This is a genomic window from Nisaea sp. (assembly GCF_965216895.1).
Classification (GTDB): Bacteria; Pseudomonadota; Alphaproteobacteria; order Thalassobaculales; family Thalassobaculaceae; genus Nisaea.
The window spans coordinates 1,551,919-1,567,523 of the sequence record NZ_OZ244205.1 but is presented as its reverse complement, the minus strand read 5'-3'; the positions used below and the strand labels follow the sequence as shown (position 1 = coordinate 1,567,523).

The following is a 15,605-nucleotide window of genomic DNA, read 5'->3' as shown; positions in this document are numbered from 1 at the left end:
CTCGATGACCGGTCTGCATTTCGGGCGACTCCCGCGTTTCGCGCTCTTCGCCGGTTTCCTCCTGATCCAGGGCTGCAGTGACGGGCTGTTCTTCGGTGAAGAGAAGGAAGGGCCGCCCCTGCCTGGCGAGCGTTTGCCGATTCTGGCTCTGGAGAAGAGCCTTGTGCCGGATCCGAATCTTGCCGAGCAGCGGGTCATCCTGCCGCGTCCGGTTGAGAATCCCGACTGGCCCCAACCCGGCGGCAATGCCGTGCACGCGATGCACCATCTCGCCGCGGGTGACGAGCTGCGTCGGGTCTGGACCGTGGATATCGGCAGCGGATCGGATGACGACACCCAGCTGATCGGGAGCCCGATCGTCGTCGACGGCCTGATTTACGCGATGGATGCCGAAGGCCAGGTTTCCGCGCTCAAGACCTCGAACGGTGACCGGGTCTGGTCTGCGGAGACACAGCCGGACGACGAGGACGAGACGATCTATCCGGGTGCGCTCGCGGCCGGCGGCGGCAAGCTGGTTGCCGCGACCGGATACGGTGAGGTGATCGCGTTCGATCTGAAGAGCGGCGAAGAACACTGGCGCAGCCGGCTGCCCGGCCCGGCCCGGGGCGCGCCGACCGTTTCCGACGGCCGAGTCTTCGTCACCATCCTCGGCAACCAGTCCTTCGCGCTCGATCTGAACGACGGTTCGCGGATCTGGTCTCATACCGGGATCGCGGAGGAATCCGCCCTGCTCGGGATCGCCAGCATCGCGGTCAGCGAAGGCTCCGCGATCGTACCCTATTCCTCAGGCGAGCTGTTCGTCCTGCGGATCGAGAACGGCCGGTTGTTGTGGAGCGACAATCTGAGTTCGGTCCGCGGTATCAACACGGTCTCAAGGCTCGCAGACATTCGCGGCAATCCGGTCGTCGATGACGACCTGGTCATCGCCATCAGCCAGTCGGGGCGACTCATCGCCACCGATCTGAATTCCGGCCGCCGGATCTGGGAAGCCCGCATCGGCGGGGACCAGACACCCTGGGTCGCCGGAGACTACTTGTTCGTTGTCTCCAACCTTGGCGAGGTGCTGGCCCTGACCAAGTCCCGGGGGCGGATCCGCTGGATCCAGCAGCTCCCGGTGTTCGAGAATCCCGAAGACAAGGAAGGTCTGATCACCTATTCCGGACCGGTGCTGGTCAGCGACCGGCTGCTGGTCGGATCCTCGACGGGCGATGTCTACGCGATTTCACCCTATACCGGGAAAATTCTCGGCAAGATCGATATCGGGTCCGCGGTCTTCATTCCGCCGGTCGTGGCGGGTGGAACGGTGTTTTTCCTGACCGACGACGGCGACCTCGAGGCCTTCCGCTAGTCCTCGGGCCGCACTGCTGCATGGCGGCCATGTCGCAAGATTGCTTGATCTGAAGGGCATGCCGGGACTACGGAACTGCCATGAGTTTTACTGTCGCCATCATCGGCCGTCCAAATGTCGGCAAATCGACCCTGTTCAACCGGCTCGTCGGCAAGCGCATCGCCATCGTCGACGATCAGCCTGGGGTCACGCGCGACCGCCGCGAAGGTGAGGGCCGGGTCGGCGATCTGACCTTCCGTCTCTTCGACACGGCCGGTCTCGAGGATTCTGAGAACGAGAGCCTCGAGGGCCGCATGCGGCTGCAGACCGAGGCGGCTGTCGGCGAGGCGGACGCGGTGCTGTTCGTCATCGACGCCCGCGCCGGCGTGACCCCTCTCGACAATCACTTCGCCCGCTGGCTCCGACGAGTCAAAGGCAAGGTCATCCTCGTCGCCAACAAATGCGAGGGCAAGGCGGGCGCGCCCGGCCTCTACGAGGCCTTCGGGCTCGGCCTCGGCGACCCGGTGCCGCTCTCGGCCGAGCACGGCGAGGGCCTGGGCGAGCTCTATGACGCCCTCAATGAATTCGCGCCGGAAGAGGCGCATGACGACTACGACGCGCTCGATGCCGAACAGGAAGAGACCGACGACATCATCGATGAGGCGCCGGACGGGGCCGCGACCTGGCGCGACGCCAAGGCGCCGGACACGATCCGGCTCGCCATCGTCGGCCGTCCGAATGTCGGCAAGTCCACCTTCGTGAACGCGTTGCTCGGCGAGGACAGGATGCTGACCGGCCCGGAAGCGGGAATTACCCGGGACGCGATCGAGAGCGACTGGGAATTCGAGGGTCAGCCTTTCAAGCTGTTCGACACGGCGGGCCTGCGCCGGCGCTCCAGGGTGACGCAGCGGCTGGAATATCTGTCCGGCGAGGATACGCGCCGGGCGATCCAGTTTGCCCATGTCGTGGTACTGATGCTCGATGCGACGACGATGCTGGAGAAGCAGGACCTGACGATCGCCCGCATGGTGATCGAGGAGGGCCGGGCGCTCGTCATCGCCGCCAACAAATGGGACATCGTCGAGAACAGGGAAAAGGCGCTGGGTCATCTGCGCGACCGGCTGCAGACCTCGCTGCCGCAGGTGAAGGGCATTCCCTACATCACCATCTCCGCCGAGCGCGGGCGCAATCTCGACAAGCTGCTGAAGGCGGTGGTCGAGACCTACGACACCTGGAACCGCCGGGTCTCCACGTCGCGCCTGAACCGCTGGCTGCAGGACATGACGGAGCAGCATCCGCCGCCGCTCGCCAAGGGCCGGCGGATCAAGCTGCGCTACATGACCCAGATCAAGACCCGTCCGCCGACCTTTGCTGCCTTCGTCAGCCAGCCGACCGAGCTGCCGGAAGCCTATATCCGCTACCTGGTGAACGGGCTGCGCGACATGTTCAAGCTGACGGCGGTGCCGATCCGCTTCTACCTGCGCGGCAGCAAGAACCCCTACGTGAAGGACCAATAGGCCGCGCTACGGCCCACGACCGCCTGGAAGCTGTCCATCGGCATAGTCGGATCGACAGGGGCTTCTTGGGGGACGGCTTTCGTCGGATCCTCCCGGAACGGGAGGATGTGATCGGTGTGATCGGGCGGCATCTATCGCCCAGATTCACCTGCCCCCCTTGGCAAGCGGGTCGTGAGGGGACATCATTGACCCTCCGTCCCGAGACCGTCTTTCCGATTGAGGATCCGCAATGACCAGCGAAAACCGCACCGCCGCTCCGCTTTGGCAATGGAGCGCCGTCGAGCTGTCCGGCGCCATCCGTGACGGTCGTGTCAGCGCCGCCGACGCCGTCGCTTCCGCCGTCGGCCGCATCAGGGCGGAGAACGGACACATCAATGCCATCGTGGTGGATCAGACCGACGCGGCGCTGGAACAGGCCGCCGCTTATGACGATATCCTGAAGAAGGACGGACCGATCGGCCCGCTGCACGGCGTCCCGGTCGCGATCAAGATCAATGTCGACGAGGAAGGTACCGCGAACAGCAACGGCGTGACCGCCTTCAAGGACCTGATCGCGCCGGCCGACGCGCCGGTGGTAAGCAATCTGAGAAAAGCGGGCGCGATCATCGTCGGGCGCAGCAACACGCCGGAATTCTCCTTTCGCGCGACGACCGTGAACGAGCTGCATGGCCGGACCTACAACCCGTGGGACGACAACCACTCGCCGGGCGGTTCCTCGGGCGGCGCCTCTGCGGCCGTCGCGGCCGGTTTCTGCCCGATTGCGCATGGCAACGACATCGGCGGCTCGCTCCGCTTCCCCGCCTACCAGACCGGCACCGTGACGGTGAAGCCGGGCCAGGGACGGGTGCCGGCCTACAATCCGTCGGGCAAGGAAGAACGCTCGCTGCTGGCGCAACTCATGTCCGTGCAGGGCATCATCGCCCGCGAGGTGCGGGACGTCCGGCTTGCGACCCGCGTCCTGATGCAGCCGGATCCGCACGATCCGCTGCAGGTTCCGGTTCCGTTCGACGGAGCGCCGGTAGAGCAGCCGATCAAGGTCGCCTTCTGCCGCGAGACCAACGGCTACGATATTCATCCGGTGATCGTGTCGGCGCTCGAGAGCGCGGCGGGGGAACTGGAAAAGGCCGGCTACGTCGTCGAGGAGGCGGCGCCGCCGATGATCCGCGAGGCGGCGTCTGAGGCTTTGCCGGCGCTCTATGCCGATTGCGAAATCTTCCTGGGCGAAGCGATCAAGAAGTACGGCAGTGCCGATATCCAGAAGGTCTTCGGCTATTATTTCGAGAATTATCCGCCGACCGACGCTGTCGGCCTGCTGAAGGCAATGTCCCGCCGCACGCGCTATCTCCGGGCCTGGAATCTCTTCCTGGAGGAATATCCGCTGGTCCTGACGCCGTTCATGATGCGGCCGGGATTCACCTGGAACGAGGATGCGGACAGCTCCGCCGGAACCCGCGATATCTTCGACTCCGCCCTCTATAGCTGGCTGATCAATTTCCTTGGCCTTCCGGCCTCCATCGCGCCGGCCGGGTATCACGAGGAGCTGCCACTCTCGGTGCAGATCATCGGCCGCCGTTTCCGCGAGGATCTGACGCTCGATGCGGCGGAAGCCCTCGAGCGGGCGAACGGAATCCAGATCCACGAACTCTGGCGCCGCAAGGGGCTGCGCTGAGGATCGGGACCTCCGGAAGAGAGCAGCGCTGCCAGCCGGATGCGCTTGGCGGGACCGAGTCAGCATCGAAAGATAAACCAGTCTGAAAAAGACTAATTTAACGAATTCATGCGAGACCCATACGCTGGAATTCAACTGGGAACTTGCGCACAAGATGCAGCCGAAGCAATCGATCGGGATCGATTATCTTGATTGGGTCTTGGAATATTGGCGATCGCTCCGCGGCGACCGGAGCATGCCGTCTCGTAAGGATTTCGACCCCACGGTTGTTCCCTCCAGAATCCTGCCAAACCTGATTATGGTCGAAGTGCACGAGGAAACGAAATTCCTGTACAGGCTGTACGGCACCGCCCATGTCGACGTGGCCGGTTTGGATTTTACCGGATCGTACCTGCACGAGCTGCCCGAAAGAGGGGGATATCGGGATTATCTTGCGGGCATCTACGAGCAACTGGTGCAAGAGAAGGTGCCCTTGTTTACCGAAAGCACCTACCAGTGGAAACAGCACACCAAGCGTTCCACGCAGCGGCTGATGGTACCCTTCTCGAACGATGACCGAACCGTGCATCACATACTCTCGGCGCAGGTGTTCGATTTTGTCTGGAGCGACGACAGATCGAAAATCAATCTCTTTGATTTCGACGGGTTCGGGGAAGCTCGGCGTTATACCCTTGAAGGGTGAGCGTCCTGCAGCACGCTACCGTGAAGATGCGGTACGCGTTCACGGGCGCGTCTGAATCCGTGCGGATGGACTTGTTTGCGGCATGATTTCCGCATCATAATTACGCCATGAGCCGCCGCCGCATCTCCCGCCATCATTTGTCTGTCGATGATATTGCGGCACTGTACGACACCCTTACGGAACAGCAGAAGAGGCGCTACTACCGCCGCTGGAAGGTGGAGACGCCGGTGCTGAACCAGAAGCGCCAGCGCGATGTGGTGCAGGACGACGTGCGCCTGAAGCGGCTCGAGGACCGGGCGGACGGCATCGAGTTCGCGCTCCGTTTCGACGACCTGACCCAGCGCCAGCGCAACGAGTTGGAGCAGATGGCCCGCAATCTCCGGCTCGCGGCGCAGGGAATGAAGAAGATTCTCGACAGGACCTGAAGCATTTCGGGCACTTGTGCGCCTTCGAAGGCGCGCCTTACTCTCGACGGATCGCAGTCACAGTCGCTTGAGCCTGATCCCGTGTCAGAGATCCAAAGATCCGCCGAAACGGTCCCGGTCCCGCATCCCTATCGCTGGGCGATGCTGTTCGGCGTCTGGCTGATCTATTTCGCCTTCGGCCTGACGATCAGCGCGCTCGCCCCGATGGTCGGGCCGATCACCGCCGATCTCGGTCTCAGCCACGGCGCCATGGGAACGGTGCTCGGGGCCTGGCCCTTCGTCTATATCGGCGCGGCGGTGCCCTGCGGCATCCTGCTCGACCGGATCGGGGCGCGGAAGGCGCTGCTGCTCGCGGCGGTCATCATGGCGCTCTCCGGCCTTGCCCGGGCCGTCGCCGTTGATCACCTGACGCTGTTTCTCGCCGTCGGCATCTTCGGCTTCGGCGGCCCGCTGATCTCCATCGGCGCGCCGAAGATCATCGCCGAATGGTTCGAGGGCAAGGAGCGCGGCTTCGCCATGGGGATCTACATCACCGGCCCGGCCATGGGCGGCATCCTCTCGCTCAGCCTGACCAACGCGGTGGTGCTGCCGTTCCATGGCGGCGACTGGCGCATGGTGGTGACGGACTACGCCCTGATCACCGGTGCATCCGGTCTGATCTGGCTGCTGATCGCGCAGCATGCCGAGGCCCGCGCCCGCGAGGCGGCGGAGAAGGCCGCACCGCGCCGCTCGCAGATCGAGGTCTTCAGGGATCTGATGGCGAACCCGGTGGTGCGGATCATTCTCGCCATGAGCGTCGGCATCTTCTTCTTCAACCACGGTACAAACAACTGGCTGCCGGAAATCCTGAGATCGACCGGGATGAGCGCCGTCGAGGCCGGCTACTGGGCGGCGCTGCCGACCGTGGTCGGGGTGTTCGGCTCGCTCACCATCCCGCGCCTCGCGACCCCGGAGCGGCGCGGCGCGATCCTCGGGGGTCTGTTCGTGCTGGCGGGGGCCTGTACCCTGCTGCTGCAGCTCGGCGAGGGCCCGGGCCTGTTCCTCGCCCTGGTCTGCCAGGGCCTCGCGCGCGGCACGATGATGACGATCGCGCTGCTGTTCCTCGTCGAGGCGCGGGGCGTCGGCTCCAAGAATGCGGGCTCGGCAGGCGGCCTTTTCTTCTCCGCCGCCGAGATCGGCGGGGTCTCGGGCCCGGTCGCGATCGGGGTGATTCACGACATGACGGGCGGCTTCACGGTCAGTCTCTGGGTGCTGACGGGGATATGTACGCTGCTGCTTTGCGGGCTGATTTTCGGAATTCGCAGAGCGCCCGCTCCGGCCACTTCCTAGACCGCCTGCCCGGCGCTCCAGCCGCTGGACCAGGCCCACTGGAAATTGTAGCCGCCGAGCCAGCCGGTGACGTCGACGGCCTCGCCGATGAAATAGAGTCCGGGAACGGCTTTCGCTTCCATCGTCTTCTGGTCGAGCGCGCCCGTGTCGATCCCGCCGAGAGTCACTTCGGCGGTCCGGTAGCCTTCCGATCCGGCCGGTTTGACACGCCAGCGGTTGACCCGTTCGCCGAGCACACGGAGCGCCTTGTCGCCGGTGTCGCCGAGCGGGCGGAGGGTTCCGGTCTCTTCCGCGATCGCGGCGGCGAGACGTTTCGGCAGGATTCCAGAGAGGGCGGTATGGACGGCTTGTCTGGGGCTATCGGATTTGGCTTTCAACAGCATCTCCGCGGCGTCGCCACCGCGGGCGAGATCGACCCGGATCTCCTCGCCGTCGCGCCAGTAGGAGGATATCTGCAGGATCGAGGGGCCGCTGAGTCCGCGATGGGTGAAGAGCAGGCCTTCGGCAAAGCGGGTCTTGCCGCACGCGACCTCGGCCTCGACGGAGATGCCCGAGAGCGGTTTCAGACGCTCGAGCGTGTCGGGATCGAAGGTGAGCGGAACGAGGCCCGGGCGCGTCGGGATCACCTTGATGCCGAACCGCTCCGCGATGTCATAGGCGAAGCCGGTCGCGCCCATCTTCGGGATCGACTTGCCGCCGCTGGCGATCACCAGCGACGCCGCCTCGACCGTGCCGGACGACAGCCCGACGCGAAAACCGCTCCCGAGCCGCACGACGCTTTCTACCGATGTAGAGAGTTCGAGCCGCGCGCCCGCCTCGCGCAGTTCCGTGGTCAGCATCTCGACAATCTGCTTCGAAGAATCGTCACAGAACAACTGTCCCAGGGTCTTCTCGTGATAGGCGATGCCATGCCGCTCAACGAGGGCGATGAAGTCGCGCTGCGTATAGCGCCGAAGCGCCGAGATGCAAAAGCGGGGATTGGCGGAGAGGAAGTTCTCCGGCGCGGTGCGCAGATTGGTGAAGTTGCAGCGCCCGCCGCCGGATATCCGGATCTTTTCCCCCGGCGCCTGCGCGTGGTCGACCAGCAGCACCGAGCGGCCGCGCCGGGCCGCCTCGATGGCACACATCATGCCGGCCGCGCCCGCGCCGACGATCAGGCAATCGAGTTTTTGTCGCATCCTGTTGCCGGCCGCGTCCTATTCGGGCTTTTTCTTGTCTGCTGACTGACCGCCGTCGCCATCCATTTTCGCAGGATCCTCGTGGGCGAGGTCTTCCTCGACATCCTTTATGTCCTCGGCCGCTTTTGCGCGTTCTTCTTCTCTCTTGCGGCGTTCCTCTTCCTGCGCCTGCTTGTCCGCGTTGCGGGCGGCTTCCGCATCGGCCATCTCGGGGTTGGCGGTCTCGAAATAACCGTTGGCGCCTTGACCGGTCTCCGAATCCTCCTTTCCGGCCTTGTGCTCCCGGGTCTGCTGGGAAACCTTGACGAAGGCGGGCGGCGCGCCGCCGTCCTTGTCCGCACCGAAAAAGAGCGTCTGGTGCGGGAACGGAATCTCGACATCCTCGGCGTCGAAGCGGCGCTTCACCCGGCGCAGGAACTCGCGCCGCACATTCCATTGGGATCCGGGTTTCGTCCTTACGCGGGTTCGGATATTGACGCTCGAATCCGCCAGATCCTGGACACCGACGACCTCGAACGGGCCGACGATCGAGTCCTTGATCTTCTCGTCCTCGATCAACTCGTTGCCGATCTCGTCCAGCAGTTTCATGACCTGATCTGCATCTTCGCGATAAGCGATGCCGACATCGACGAGCGCGAAGGCGAAATCCTTTGTCATGTTGGTGATCACGTCGACGCTGCCGAAGGGGATGGTGTGCAGGTCGCCGGCGACGTCGCGCAGACGGAGCGTGCGGATGCTGAGCGCCTCGACCGTGCCGGTCTTTCCGCCGACATCGATATAGTCGCCGACATTGAGGGTATCTTCGATCAGCAGGAAGACGCCGGAGATGACGTCCTTCACCAGCGATTGCGAGCCGAAGCCGACCGCAAGGCCGACGACGCCGGCGCCGGCGAGCAGCGGGGTGATGTCGACGCCGATTTCGGAGAGGATGACGAAGACCGCCAGGACGCCGAGGATGATGGCGACGGCGCGCCGCAGCAACGGCAGAAGGGTCCGCTCGCGGCCGCTGAGTGTTCCTTTTTCCTCCGACACCTTGAGACGGCGCTCGACGAACAGGCCGACCAGTTCGGAGACGACAAGGGCGCCGCCGCCGACCAGCGCGATCGTCGACAGCATGCGGATCAGGATCTGCCCGTTGTCCGAGGCCAGAAATGCCGAAAGCTGAAGCCCCCAGACTTCCAGGAGCGCGCCGATGGCGGCGATCGAGATCAGGACGCGCGCTCCGCCGAGTACATGCGGCACATAGCGGTTCGCGCGCTGTTCGAGGGACGGGAACCGGTCCGTCAGTTCCCGCGAGATCGAGAACAGCCGAAGACCAAACGTATCGATGGCGAGCCAGGCGATGCGCCAGACGACCATGATCGCGACCATAAAGGCGGCAATCTCGCCGAGCCTGATGAAACCCTTGTCGCCCATCGACATGAGCATGAGCAGCCCGGCGGTCACGTAGGCGATGGCGATCAGGTGCCAGATCGCGGCGAGCAGGGACCAGAACGGATTCCGTGCTGTACCGTCTGAGCGTTGCGCGATCGTGCGGGCGAAGCTGCTTCTGTTCTGCAGAATGAAAGCGATCGTGAGGGCCCAGAGCACGCCGAACACCACTTGCTCCAGGAACAGGAAGGTCGTGTAGGGGAGGCCCAGGATCAAGGCGCTCTGAAGCCCCAGAAGGCCATAGATACCGGTGGCGACGACGCGGTTCACCCAGACTCCGAGATAGGCGCTGGTCGCCGGAGCGATTTCCAGCGACCGGCTGACCAGTCCTGCCGGTTTCAGAAGTGTCTTGATGACCGCGAGGCACACGAGGTGTGACGCCACCGCAAAAACGAAGGCCCGTCCGGCGAACTGGACATTGGTTGAGCTGACGGTCGTCAGGACGAGTTGCGTTACGGCGAAGAAAACCGCCGGCCTCAATGCCCGGAGAAGCAGCAACGGCACGAGAACGGCGACACTGTGCAGCAGCGTACCGTCCGCCGCCCAGGATTCGAGACGATCGAGGGGCCGGCGGATAATGCGTCCGACAATGTGCACCGTGATCAGCCCAAGAACGACGATCCCGCCGATAATACCGGTCCATTCCGCAAGGATGATCAGGCCGCTGGGGTCGGTCATGAGGTCGTTGATGACCGGAAGCAGGCTCTTAACGTTTGTCAGGGCGAGCGCAGTGGTCGACAGCCGGGTCACCGCTTCCTGAAGGAAGTCGCTGATTCCTGTGACCATGTCCGACATCGCCGTCGCGATCCCCGTATCGATCTTCTCCTCGACCGATTTGTCTTCCGAGACCGCGATCAATGCCTCGAGCTTGGAGATCAGCGCGTTGCGTTCCTGTTCGTCCTTCAGGGTCGAGACGAGGCTCTTGATCTGTTCCGGATCGAGTTTCTTCTGCGGCTCGCCCTGTGATTGCTGGGCCGACTCAATCAAAGGCGTTTGAGCCGATGCATCGCGGGGAAACGCGGAGGCGAAGAGCATGGTGATCGCCAGAGCCGCAAGGATGAGAGTGAGAGGTTTCAGCATATGTTCCCCACGTCGGGCCCTTCGGACTACCTGAACCATTTGAGCGATTTGAGCGCCCAGAGTTCGAGGCCGACAATGACAATCATGAGAAGTGAAACCGCCCAGAAGGCCCAGGCGGTCTCCGCGCCTGGCATCCCGGCGACATTGATGCCGAGCAGGCCGGTCAGCAGACCGAGCGGCAGACAGATGGCTGAAATCACCGACAGCAGGTATAGGCGCCGGTTCAGTTCCTCGCTGTTGCGGTTCTGGATGGTGTCCTGGATGACCATCGCCCGCTCGCGAATCTCGTCGAGACTCTCGACATAGCGTATCACCCTGTCGGCGGCCTCGGTCAGGCCGCTGATGGTTCGCCGGCCGAACCAGGCCGGCGGATCGTTGGTCAGCTGCCGGAGCGCGTCCCGCTGTGGCAGGACGTAGCGCCGGAGAATGATCGTCCTGAGCCGGAGCAACTGAAGCTCGCGCGTCGGCTGACGCAGATCGGCGAGCGTCTGTTCCTCGTCGACCGTGTCGATGCGCTCTTCCAGATCGTCGATCACCGGTTCCATCCGCCTGAACAGTCGATCGGCAATCTTCGTCAGAAGCTCGTCCGCACCTTGCGGCGCATACCCCGCGCGTATCGAGTCGAGAGTGTCCTGGACCGCTAGCAGCCGGCGCATCCGGACCGTGATCATGAAGCCGGGTTCGACCCAGATCCTGAGACTGACCATATCTTCCGGATCGGCGCCGGGATTGAGATTGACTCCGCGGAGCACGAGCAGCGTCGCGTCGTCGAAGCGCTGCACGCGGGGACGTGTTTCCTCTGCCACCAGCGCCTCGGCTGCCACATCGGGGATCCCTGCACGGTCCCGGATCCAGGCGCGTGCGGCGTCCTGTTTCTGGTCCAGATGAAGCCAGGTAAGGCGATAGTTCTTCGGCCGGCCGGCTTCGAGGTCTGACCAGCTTAGATCTTCACAGGGACCGGTCTTAGGCAACCCGATGCCGGCAATCAGCCCGTTATTGCCTTCGGCCGTGTTCATCTCTCGTCACAATCCCGTCCAGGAATTTCCCCGCGAGCAGTATAGGTTGAAGGCGCGATCCGGCAATCCCGGGACGTTACTGCCGGAGCTTTGCCGCGCGGTCCGGGTAGTCTGTTATGATGCCGTCAACGCCGAGATCGATCATCCGCTGCATGTCGGCCGTCTTGTTCACCGTCCAGACCACCACCGTCAGCCCCTCGGCATGGGCGGTCGCGACGGCCTCCTTCGTGACATTGCCATAATAGGGCGACCAGACGGAACACCCGGCCGCTTTAACGGTCTTCTGCACAGAGCCGCCATAGGCATCGATATCGAGCCCGCCGAGCCACGGCGAGGCGCCGTCCTGACCGACCTCCAGGTTGTCCAGCCAGCGAGCCTCGGCGGTGAGACACACCGTCGGGATGGCCGGATCGATGCGCTTGGCGGCGATCAGCGTTGACCAGTCGAAACTCTGCAGCGTGATGCGGTGCGCCATGCCGGCCGCCCGGGCGGTATCGATGACAGTACGTGCGAAGGTTTCCGGATCGGGCGTTTCGGAGGGATGCAGGGGCGAGCGTTTGGTCTCGATGTTGAAACGGACCGAATAGTTGCCGCGATCCGACACCAGCCGAAAGAGATCCGCCAGCCTCGGAATCGGCGTACCGTCCATCGGTTCCTGATCCGCGAACCGCCGGGAATAGCGGCTTTCGGGACGGATCCTGCCGACATCGTAGGCGGCCAGTTCGTCAGCGCGCAGCGAGCGCAGAGGGATTTCGTTCTCGATCCAGGCGCCGTCCCGGCGGGCCAGATCCGAGGAGAGCGCACGATCATGATGGATCACGGGAACACTGTCCGCGGTGACCACGGTGTCCAGCTCGAGAACATCGACGCCGAGATCGAGCGCTTTGGCGAAAGCGGGCAGGGTGTTTTCCGGCAGCAGCCCGCGCGCACCGCGATGGCCCTGGATTTCGACGGCGAGCGCCGGTGTGGTGACGCAGGCCGCGAATGCGACGAGCCCGAGAAGCGCACGGAGCCTGAGATCAGGCATCGACGAGATCCCCGTTGCGCAGACAATCCTGCGATGCGAGCTCAAGGAACAGCGGGACCAGTGCTTCCGGCGCCTGCACCGTCTCCTGGTCTTCGCCCGGATAGGCGGTGGCGCGGATCTTGGTGCGGGTGGCTCCCGGATTCAGCAGGTTGGCGCGGACCGGACCGCGCGCATTTTCGGCCGCGTAGCTTCGGACCATGGCTTCCAGCGCCGCCTTGCTGACGGCATAGGCGCCCCAGAACGGGCGCTCGCCATGGGCGGCATCGCAGGTGACGAATATCGCCCGTCCGGCATCCGACTGGCGGAGCAGCGGGTCGAGGCTGCGGACCAGACGCTGGTTGGCGGTCAGGTTGACGGCGATGACATCGTCCCAGAGCTGCGGATCGTAGTGGTGCATCGGCGTCAGGGTGCCCAGCATCCCGCCGTTCGCGACCAGAATGTCGATCCTGCCGTAGCGCTCGTGCAGGGCGGCGCCAAGACGGTCGATGGCCGCCGAGTCCTTCAGGTCCATCGGCACCAGACTGGCACTCCCTCCGGAGGCCCGGATCTCGTCGTCCACCTCCTCCAGCGCGCCGACGGTGCGCGCGACGAGCACCACATGCGCGCCCTCGCGGGCGAACGCCTTCGCTACGGCGGCGCCGATGCCGCGGGAGGCGCCGGTAATGACCGCGATGCGGCCCTCGAGTTTTCCGGTCATGAGATTCTCAGCTAACTGGATCTGGTCAGGAGGCCTCGGCCAGCAGCGACAGCTGCCGGACATTGGAGCCTTCGTTCTGGTCGATCAGCGCGATCGGGTAGTCGCCGGTAAGACACGCATCGCAATATTGCGGATGTTCGTTGTTCCTGGCCGCTTCGCCCACAGCCTGATAGAGGCCGTCGTGGGAAATGAAGGCCAGGCTGTCGACACCGATCAATTCGGCCATTTCCTCGACCGACATGCGGGCCGCCAGAAGCTTTTCCCGCTCCGGCGTGTCGACGCCGTAGAAACAGGAATGGGTCGTCGGCGGACTGGCGATCCGCATATGAACTTCCTTGGCGCCGGCCTGCCGCACCATCTCGACGATCTTGGTCGAGGTCGTGCCGCGGACGATGGAATCATCGACGAGGATCACACGCTTGCCCTTCAGCTGCGCCGTGTTCGCATTGTGCTTCAGCTTCACGCCGAGATGGCGGACATGGTCCGTCGGCTCGATGAAGGTCCGGCCCACATAGTGATTGCGGATGATGCCAAGATCGAAGGGCAGGCCGGCCGCGGCCGCATAGCCGATCGCCGCCGGCACGCCGCTATCCGGCACCGGGACGACGACGTCGGCCTCGATATTGCTCTCCTTCGCCAGCACCGCTCCGATTTCCTTGCGCGCGTTGTAGACGCTCTTGCCTTCCATCACGCTGTCGGGGCGGGCGAAATAGATATACTCGAAGATGCAGAACCGACTCGGTTTCGCGGCGAACGGCTTCATCGACTGGATGCCTTCGCTCGTGACCATCACCACTTCGCCCGGCTCGATATCGCGCACGAACTCCGCGCCGATGATGTCGAGCGCACAGGTCTCCGAGGTCAGGATATGCGCGTCGCCGACCTTGCCGAGTACCAGCGGGCGTACGCCGTGCGGATCGCGTATGCCGATCATCGCGTCGCGCGTAAGACAGACGAGCGAATAGGCGCCGACGATTTTCTGCATCGCGTCGATCACCCTGTCCAGCACCGTCTGCTGCGGGCTGCGGGCGACGAGATGAATGATGGTCTCGGTGTCTGAGGTCGATTGGAAGAGGCAGCCCTGACGAACGAGCGAGTCGCGCAGGTCGATCGCGTTGGTCAGGTTGCCGTTGTGACAGAGCGCCATGCCGCCGAACTCGAAATCGGCGAAGAGCGGCTGCACGTTGCGCAGGTTCGTCGCGCCGGTTGTGGCGTAGCGATTGTGGCCGATCGCCGCGTGGCCCTTGAGCTGGCTGACGATCTTCGCCGACTCGTCACCGAAATTCTCGCCGACATGGCCGAGCGCGCGGTGGGCGTGGAACTGCGCGCCGTCCCAGGAGACGATGCCGCAGGATTCCTGACCGCGATGCTGCAGAGAGTGAAGGCCGAGCGCAGTGAGCGCGGCGGATTCGGGGGCTCCGAAGATTCCGAAAACGCCGCATTCCTCGTGCATGTGATCGTCGTCATGCTGAAGGGAATGGTCCAACGGTTTGTCCTTTTCCGTCATAATGGCACCCTCCCGTCAGTGGCCAATCTTGGCATCGTGAACAGACACGCTATTGCGCCTTCTCGATGACCCGCTCGAGATCCCGACGTTGCTCGGCAGTATACCCGTCGCCGCCTTGCGGTGCATCGGATTTCGCCGGAGGGCTCATGAGGCGCTCGTAGAGCAATTTCTGGGTTTCTTCGCGGGCTTTGGTTTCGGCGGTTCCTGCTGCGTCCCTGATCCGCGGCCGCAGGTGCGGCGGAACCAGGCTGACAAGCGTTTCCGCTCCCTGCTGCACGAGGGGCAATGTGCGGGCTTCGGTTACCCATTTCGGATAGCCATCATCCTCGATCAGCCAGTTCAGTCCGAGATAGAGCAGGCAGACCAGAACCGCGCCCCGGGCGATCCCGAAAAGGAAGCCGAGAGACCGGTCGATCGCACTCAGGCCGCTGCCCTGTAACGCGGCTGCAACATAGTGGGTGAACAGCGACATTACAATCACGGAGACGACGAAAACGGCGATCCCAGCTGCGAGATCCGCGATGTCCCCCCAGCCGAGCAACTGACGGATGTACGGGGTTACGACGGGGTAGAGATAGAGCGCGGCGAAGAAGGCGGCGACCCATGAGCCGATCGAGAGTACCTCGCGGAAGAAACCACGGGTGAAGGCGAGAATGCCGGAGATCAGGACGGCGGCGATGATCGCGAGATCGGTCACGTTCACGGGCAGGTCTTCCAATG

The 15,605-nt window shown here is 63.9% G+C and carries 13 protein-coding genes; 6 read left to right on the top strand and 7 right to left on the bottom strand.

The features are described 5' to 3' along the window. Positions 1-4 precede the first annotated feature (4 nt). From ACOOE1_RS07545 to ACOOE1_RS07520, 6 genes are all read left to right on the top strand, one after another. The gene (locus ACOOE1_RS07545; RefSeq protein ID WP_420405725.1) at positions 5-1,348 is read left to right on the top strand and encodes a PQQ-binding-like beta-propeller repeat protein; all 1,344 of its coding nucleotides are present in this window, start codon (positions 5-7) and stop codon (positions 1,346-1,348) included. Positions 1,349-1,428: 80 nt separating this feature from the next. After that, positions 1,429-2,844, top strand: coding sequence for a ribosome biogenesis GTPase Der (gene der / locus ACOOE1_RS07540; RefSeq protein ID WP_420405724.1), 1,416 nt, complete (start codon positions 1,429-1,431; stop codon positions 2,842-2,844). A 229-nt stretch (positions 2,845-3,073) separates the two neighbouring features. Beyond that, positions 3,074-4,513 (top strand): amidase, encoded by a 1,440-nt coding sequence (locus ACOOE1_RS07535; protein WP_420405723.1) that lies wholly within the window; start codon positions 3,074-3,076, stop codon positions 4,511-4,513. 154 nt (positions 4,514-4,667) lie between these two features. Continuing rightward, the gene (locus ACOOE1_RS07530) at positions 4,668-5,195 is read left to right on the top strand and encodes a PAS domain-containing protein (RefSeq protein ID WP_420405722.1); all 528 of its coding nucleotides are present in this window, start codon (positions 4,668-4,670) and stop codon (positions 5,193-5,195) included. A gap of 107 nt (positions 5,196-5,302) precedes the next feature. Then, positions 5,303-5,620 carry a hypothetical protein gene (locus ACOOE1_RS07525; RefSeq protein ID WP_420405721.1) on the top strand — a complete coding sequence of 106 codons (318 nt, stop codon included), beginning with the start codon at positions 5,303-5,305 and terminating at the stop codon, positions 5,618-5,620. An 81-nt stretch (positions 5,621-5,701) separates the two neighbouring features. Beyond that, positions 5,702-6,949 (top strand): CynX/NimT family MFS transporter, encoded by a 1,248-nt coding sequence (locus ACOOE1_RS07520; RefSeq protein ID WP_420405720.1) that lies wholly within the window; start codon positions 5,702-5,704, stop codon positions 6,947-6,949. On the opposite strand, the gene ACOOE1_RS07515 is transcribed toward ACOOE1_RS07520, so the two are convergent. The 7 genes from ACOOE1_RS07515 to ACOOE1_RS07485 form a co-directional block, all read right to left on the bottom strand. Next, on the bottom strand, positions 6,946-8,127 hold the full coding sequence (locus ACOOE1_RS07515; protein ID WP_420405719.1) for an NAD(P)/FAD-dependent oxidoreductase: 1,182 nt from the start codon (positions 8,125-8,127) through the stop codon (positions 6,946-6,948). The genes ACOOE1_RS07520 and ACOOE1_RS07515 overlap by 4 nt on opposite strands. An 18-nt stretch (positions 8,128-8,145) precedes the next feature. Beyond that, on the bottom strand, positions 8,146-10,638 hold the full coding sequence (locus ACOOE1_RS07510; RefSeq protein WP_420405718.1) for a mechanosensitive ion channel family protein: 2,493 nt from the start codon (positions 10,636-10,638) through the stop codon (positions 8,146-8,148). Between the two features lie 26 nt (positions 10,639-10,664). Beyond that, positions 10,665-11,654 carry a zinc transporter ZntB gene (locus tag ACOOE1_RS07505; protein ID WP_420405717.1) on the bottom strand — a complete coding sequence of 330 codons (990 nt, stop codon included), beginning with the start codon at positions 11,652-11,654 and terminating at the stop codon, positions 10,665-10,667. Positions 11,655-11,730: 76 nt separating this feature from the next. Then, positions 11,731-12,681, bottom strand: coding sequence for a glycerophosphodiester phosphodiesterase (locus ACOOE1_RS07500; RefSeq protein ID WP_420405716.1), 951 nt, complete (start codon positions 12,679-12,681; stop codon positions 11,731-11,733). Beyond that, positions 12,674-13,378, bottom strand: coding sequence for an SDR family NAD(P)-dependent oxidoreductase (locus tag ACOOE1_RS07495; protein WP_420405715.1), 705 nt, complete (start codon positions 13,376-13,378; stop codon positions 12,674-12,676). Before ACOOE1_RS07495 ends, ACOOE1_RS07500 begins: the two co-directional genes overlap by 8 nt. A 25-nt stretch (positions 13,379-13,403) precedes the next feature. Next, positions 13,404-14,885 (bottom strand): amidophosphoribosyltransferase, encoded by a 1,482-nt coding sequence (gene purF, locus ACOOE1_RS07490; protein ID WP_420405714.1) that lies wholly within the window; start codon positions 14,883-14,885, stop codon positions 13,404-13,406. Positions 14,886-14,934: 49 nt separating this feature from the next. Beyond that, the gene (locus tag ACOOE1_RS07485; RefSeq protein ID WP_420405713.1) at positions 14,935-15,603 is read right to left on the bottom strand and encodes a CvpA family protein; all 669 of its coding nucleotides are present in this window, start codon (positions 15,601-15,603) and stop codon (positions 14,935-14,937) included. Between the last annotated feature and the right edge of the window lie 2 nt (positions 15,604-15,605).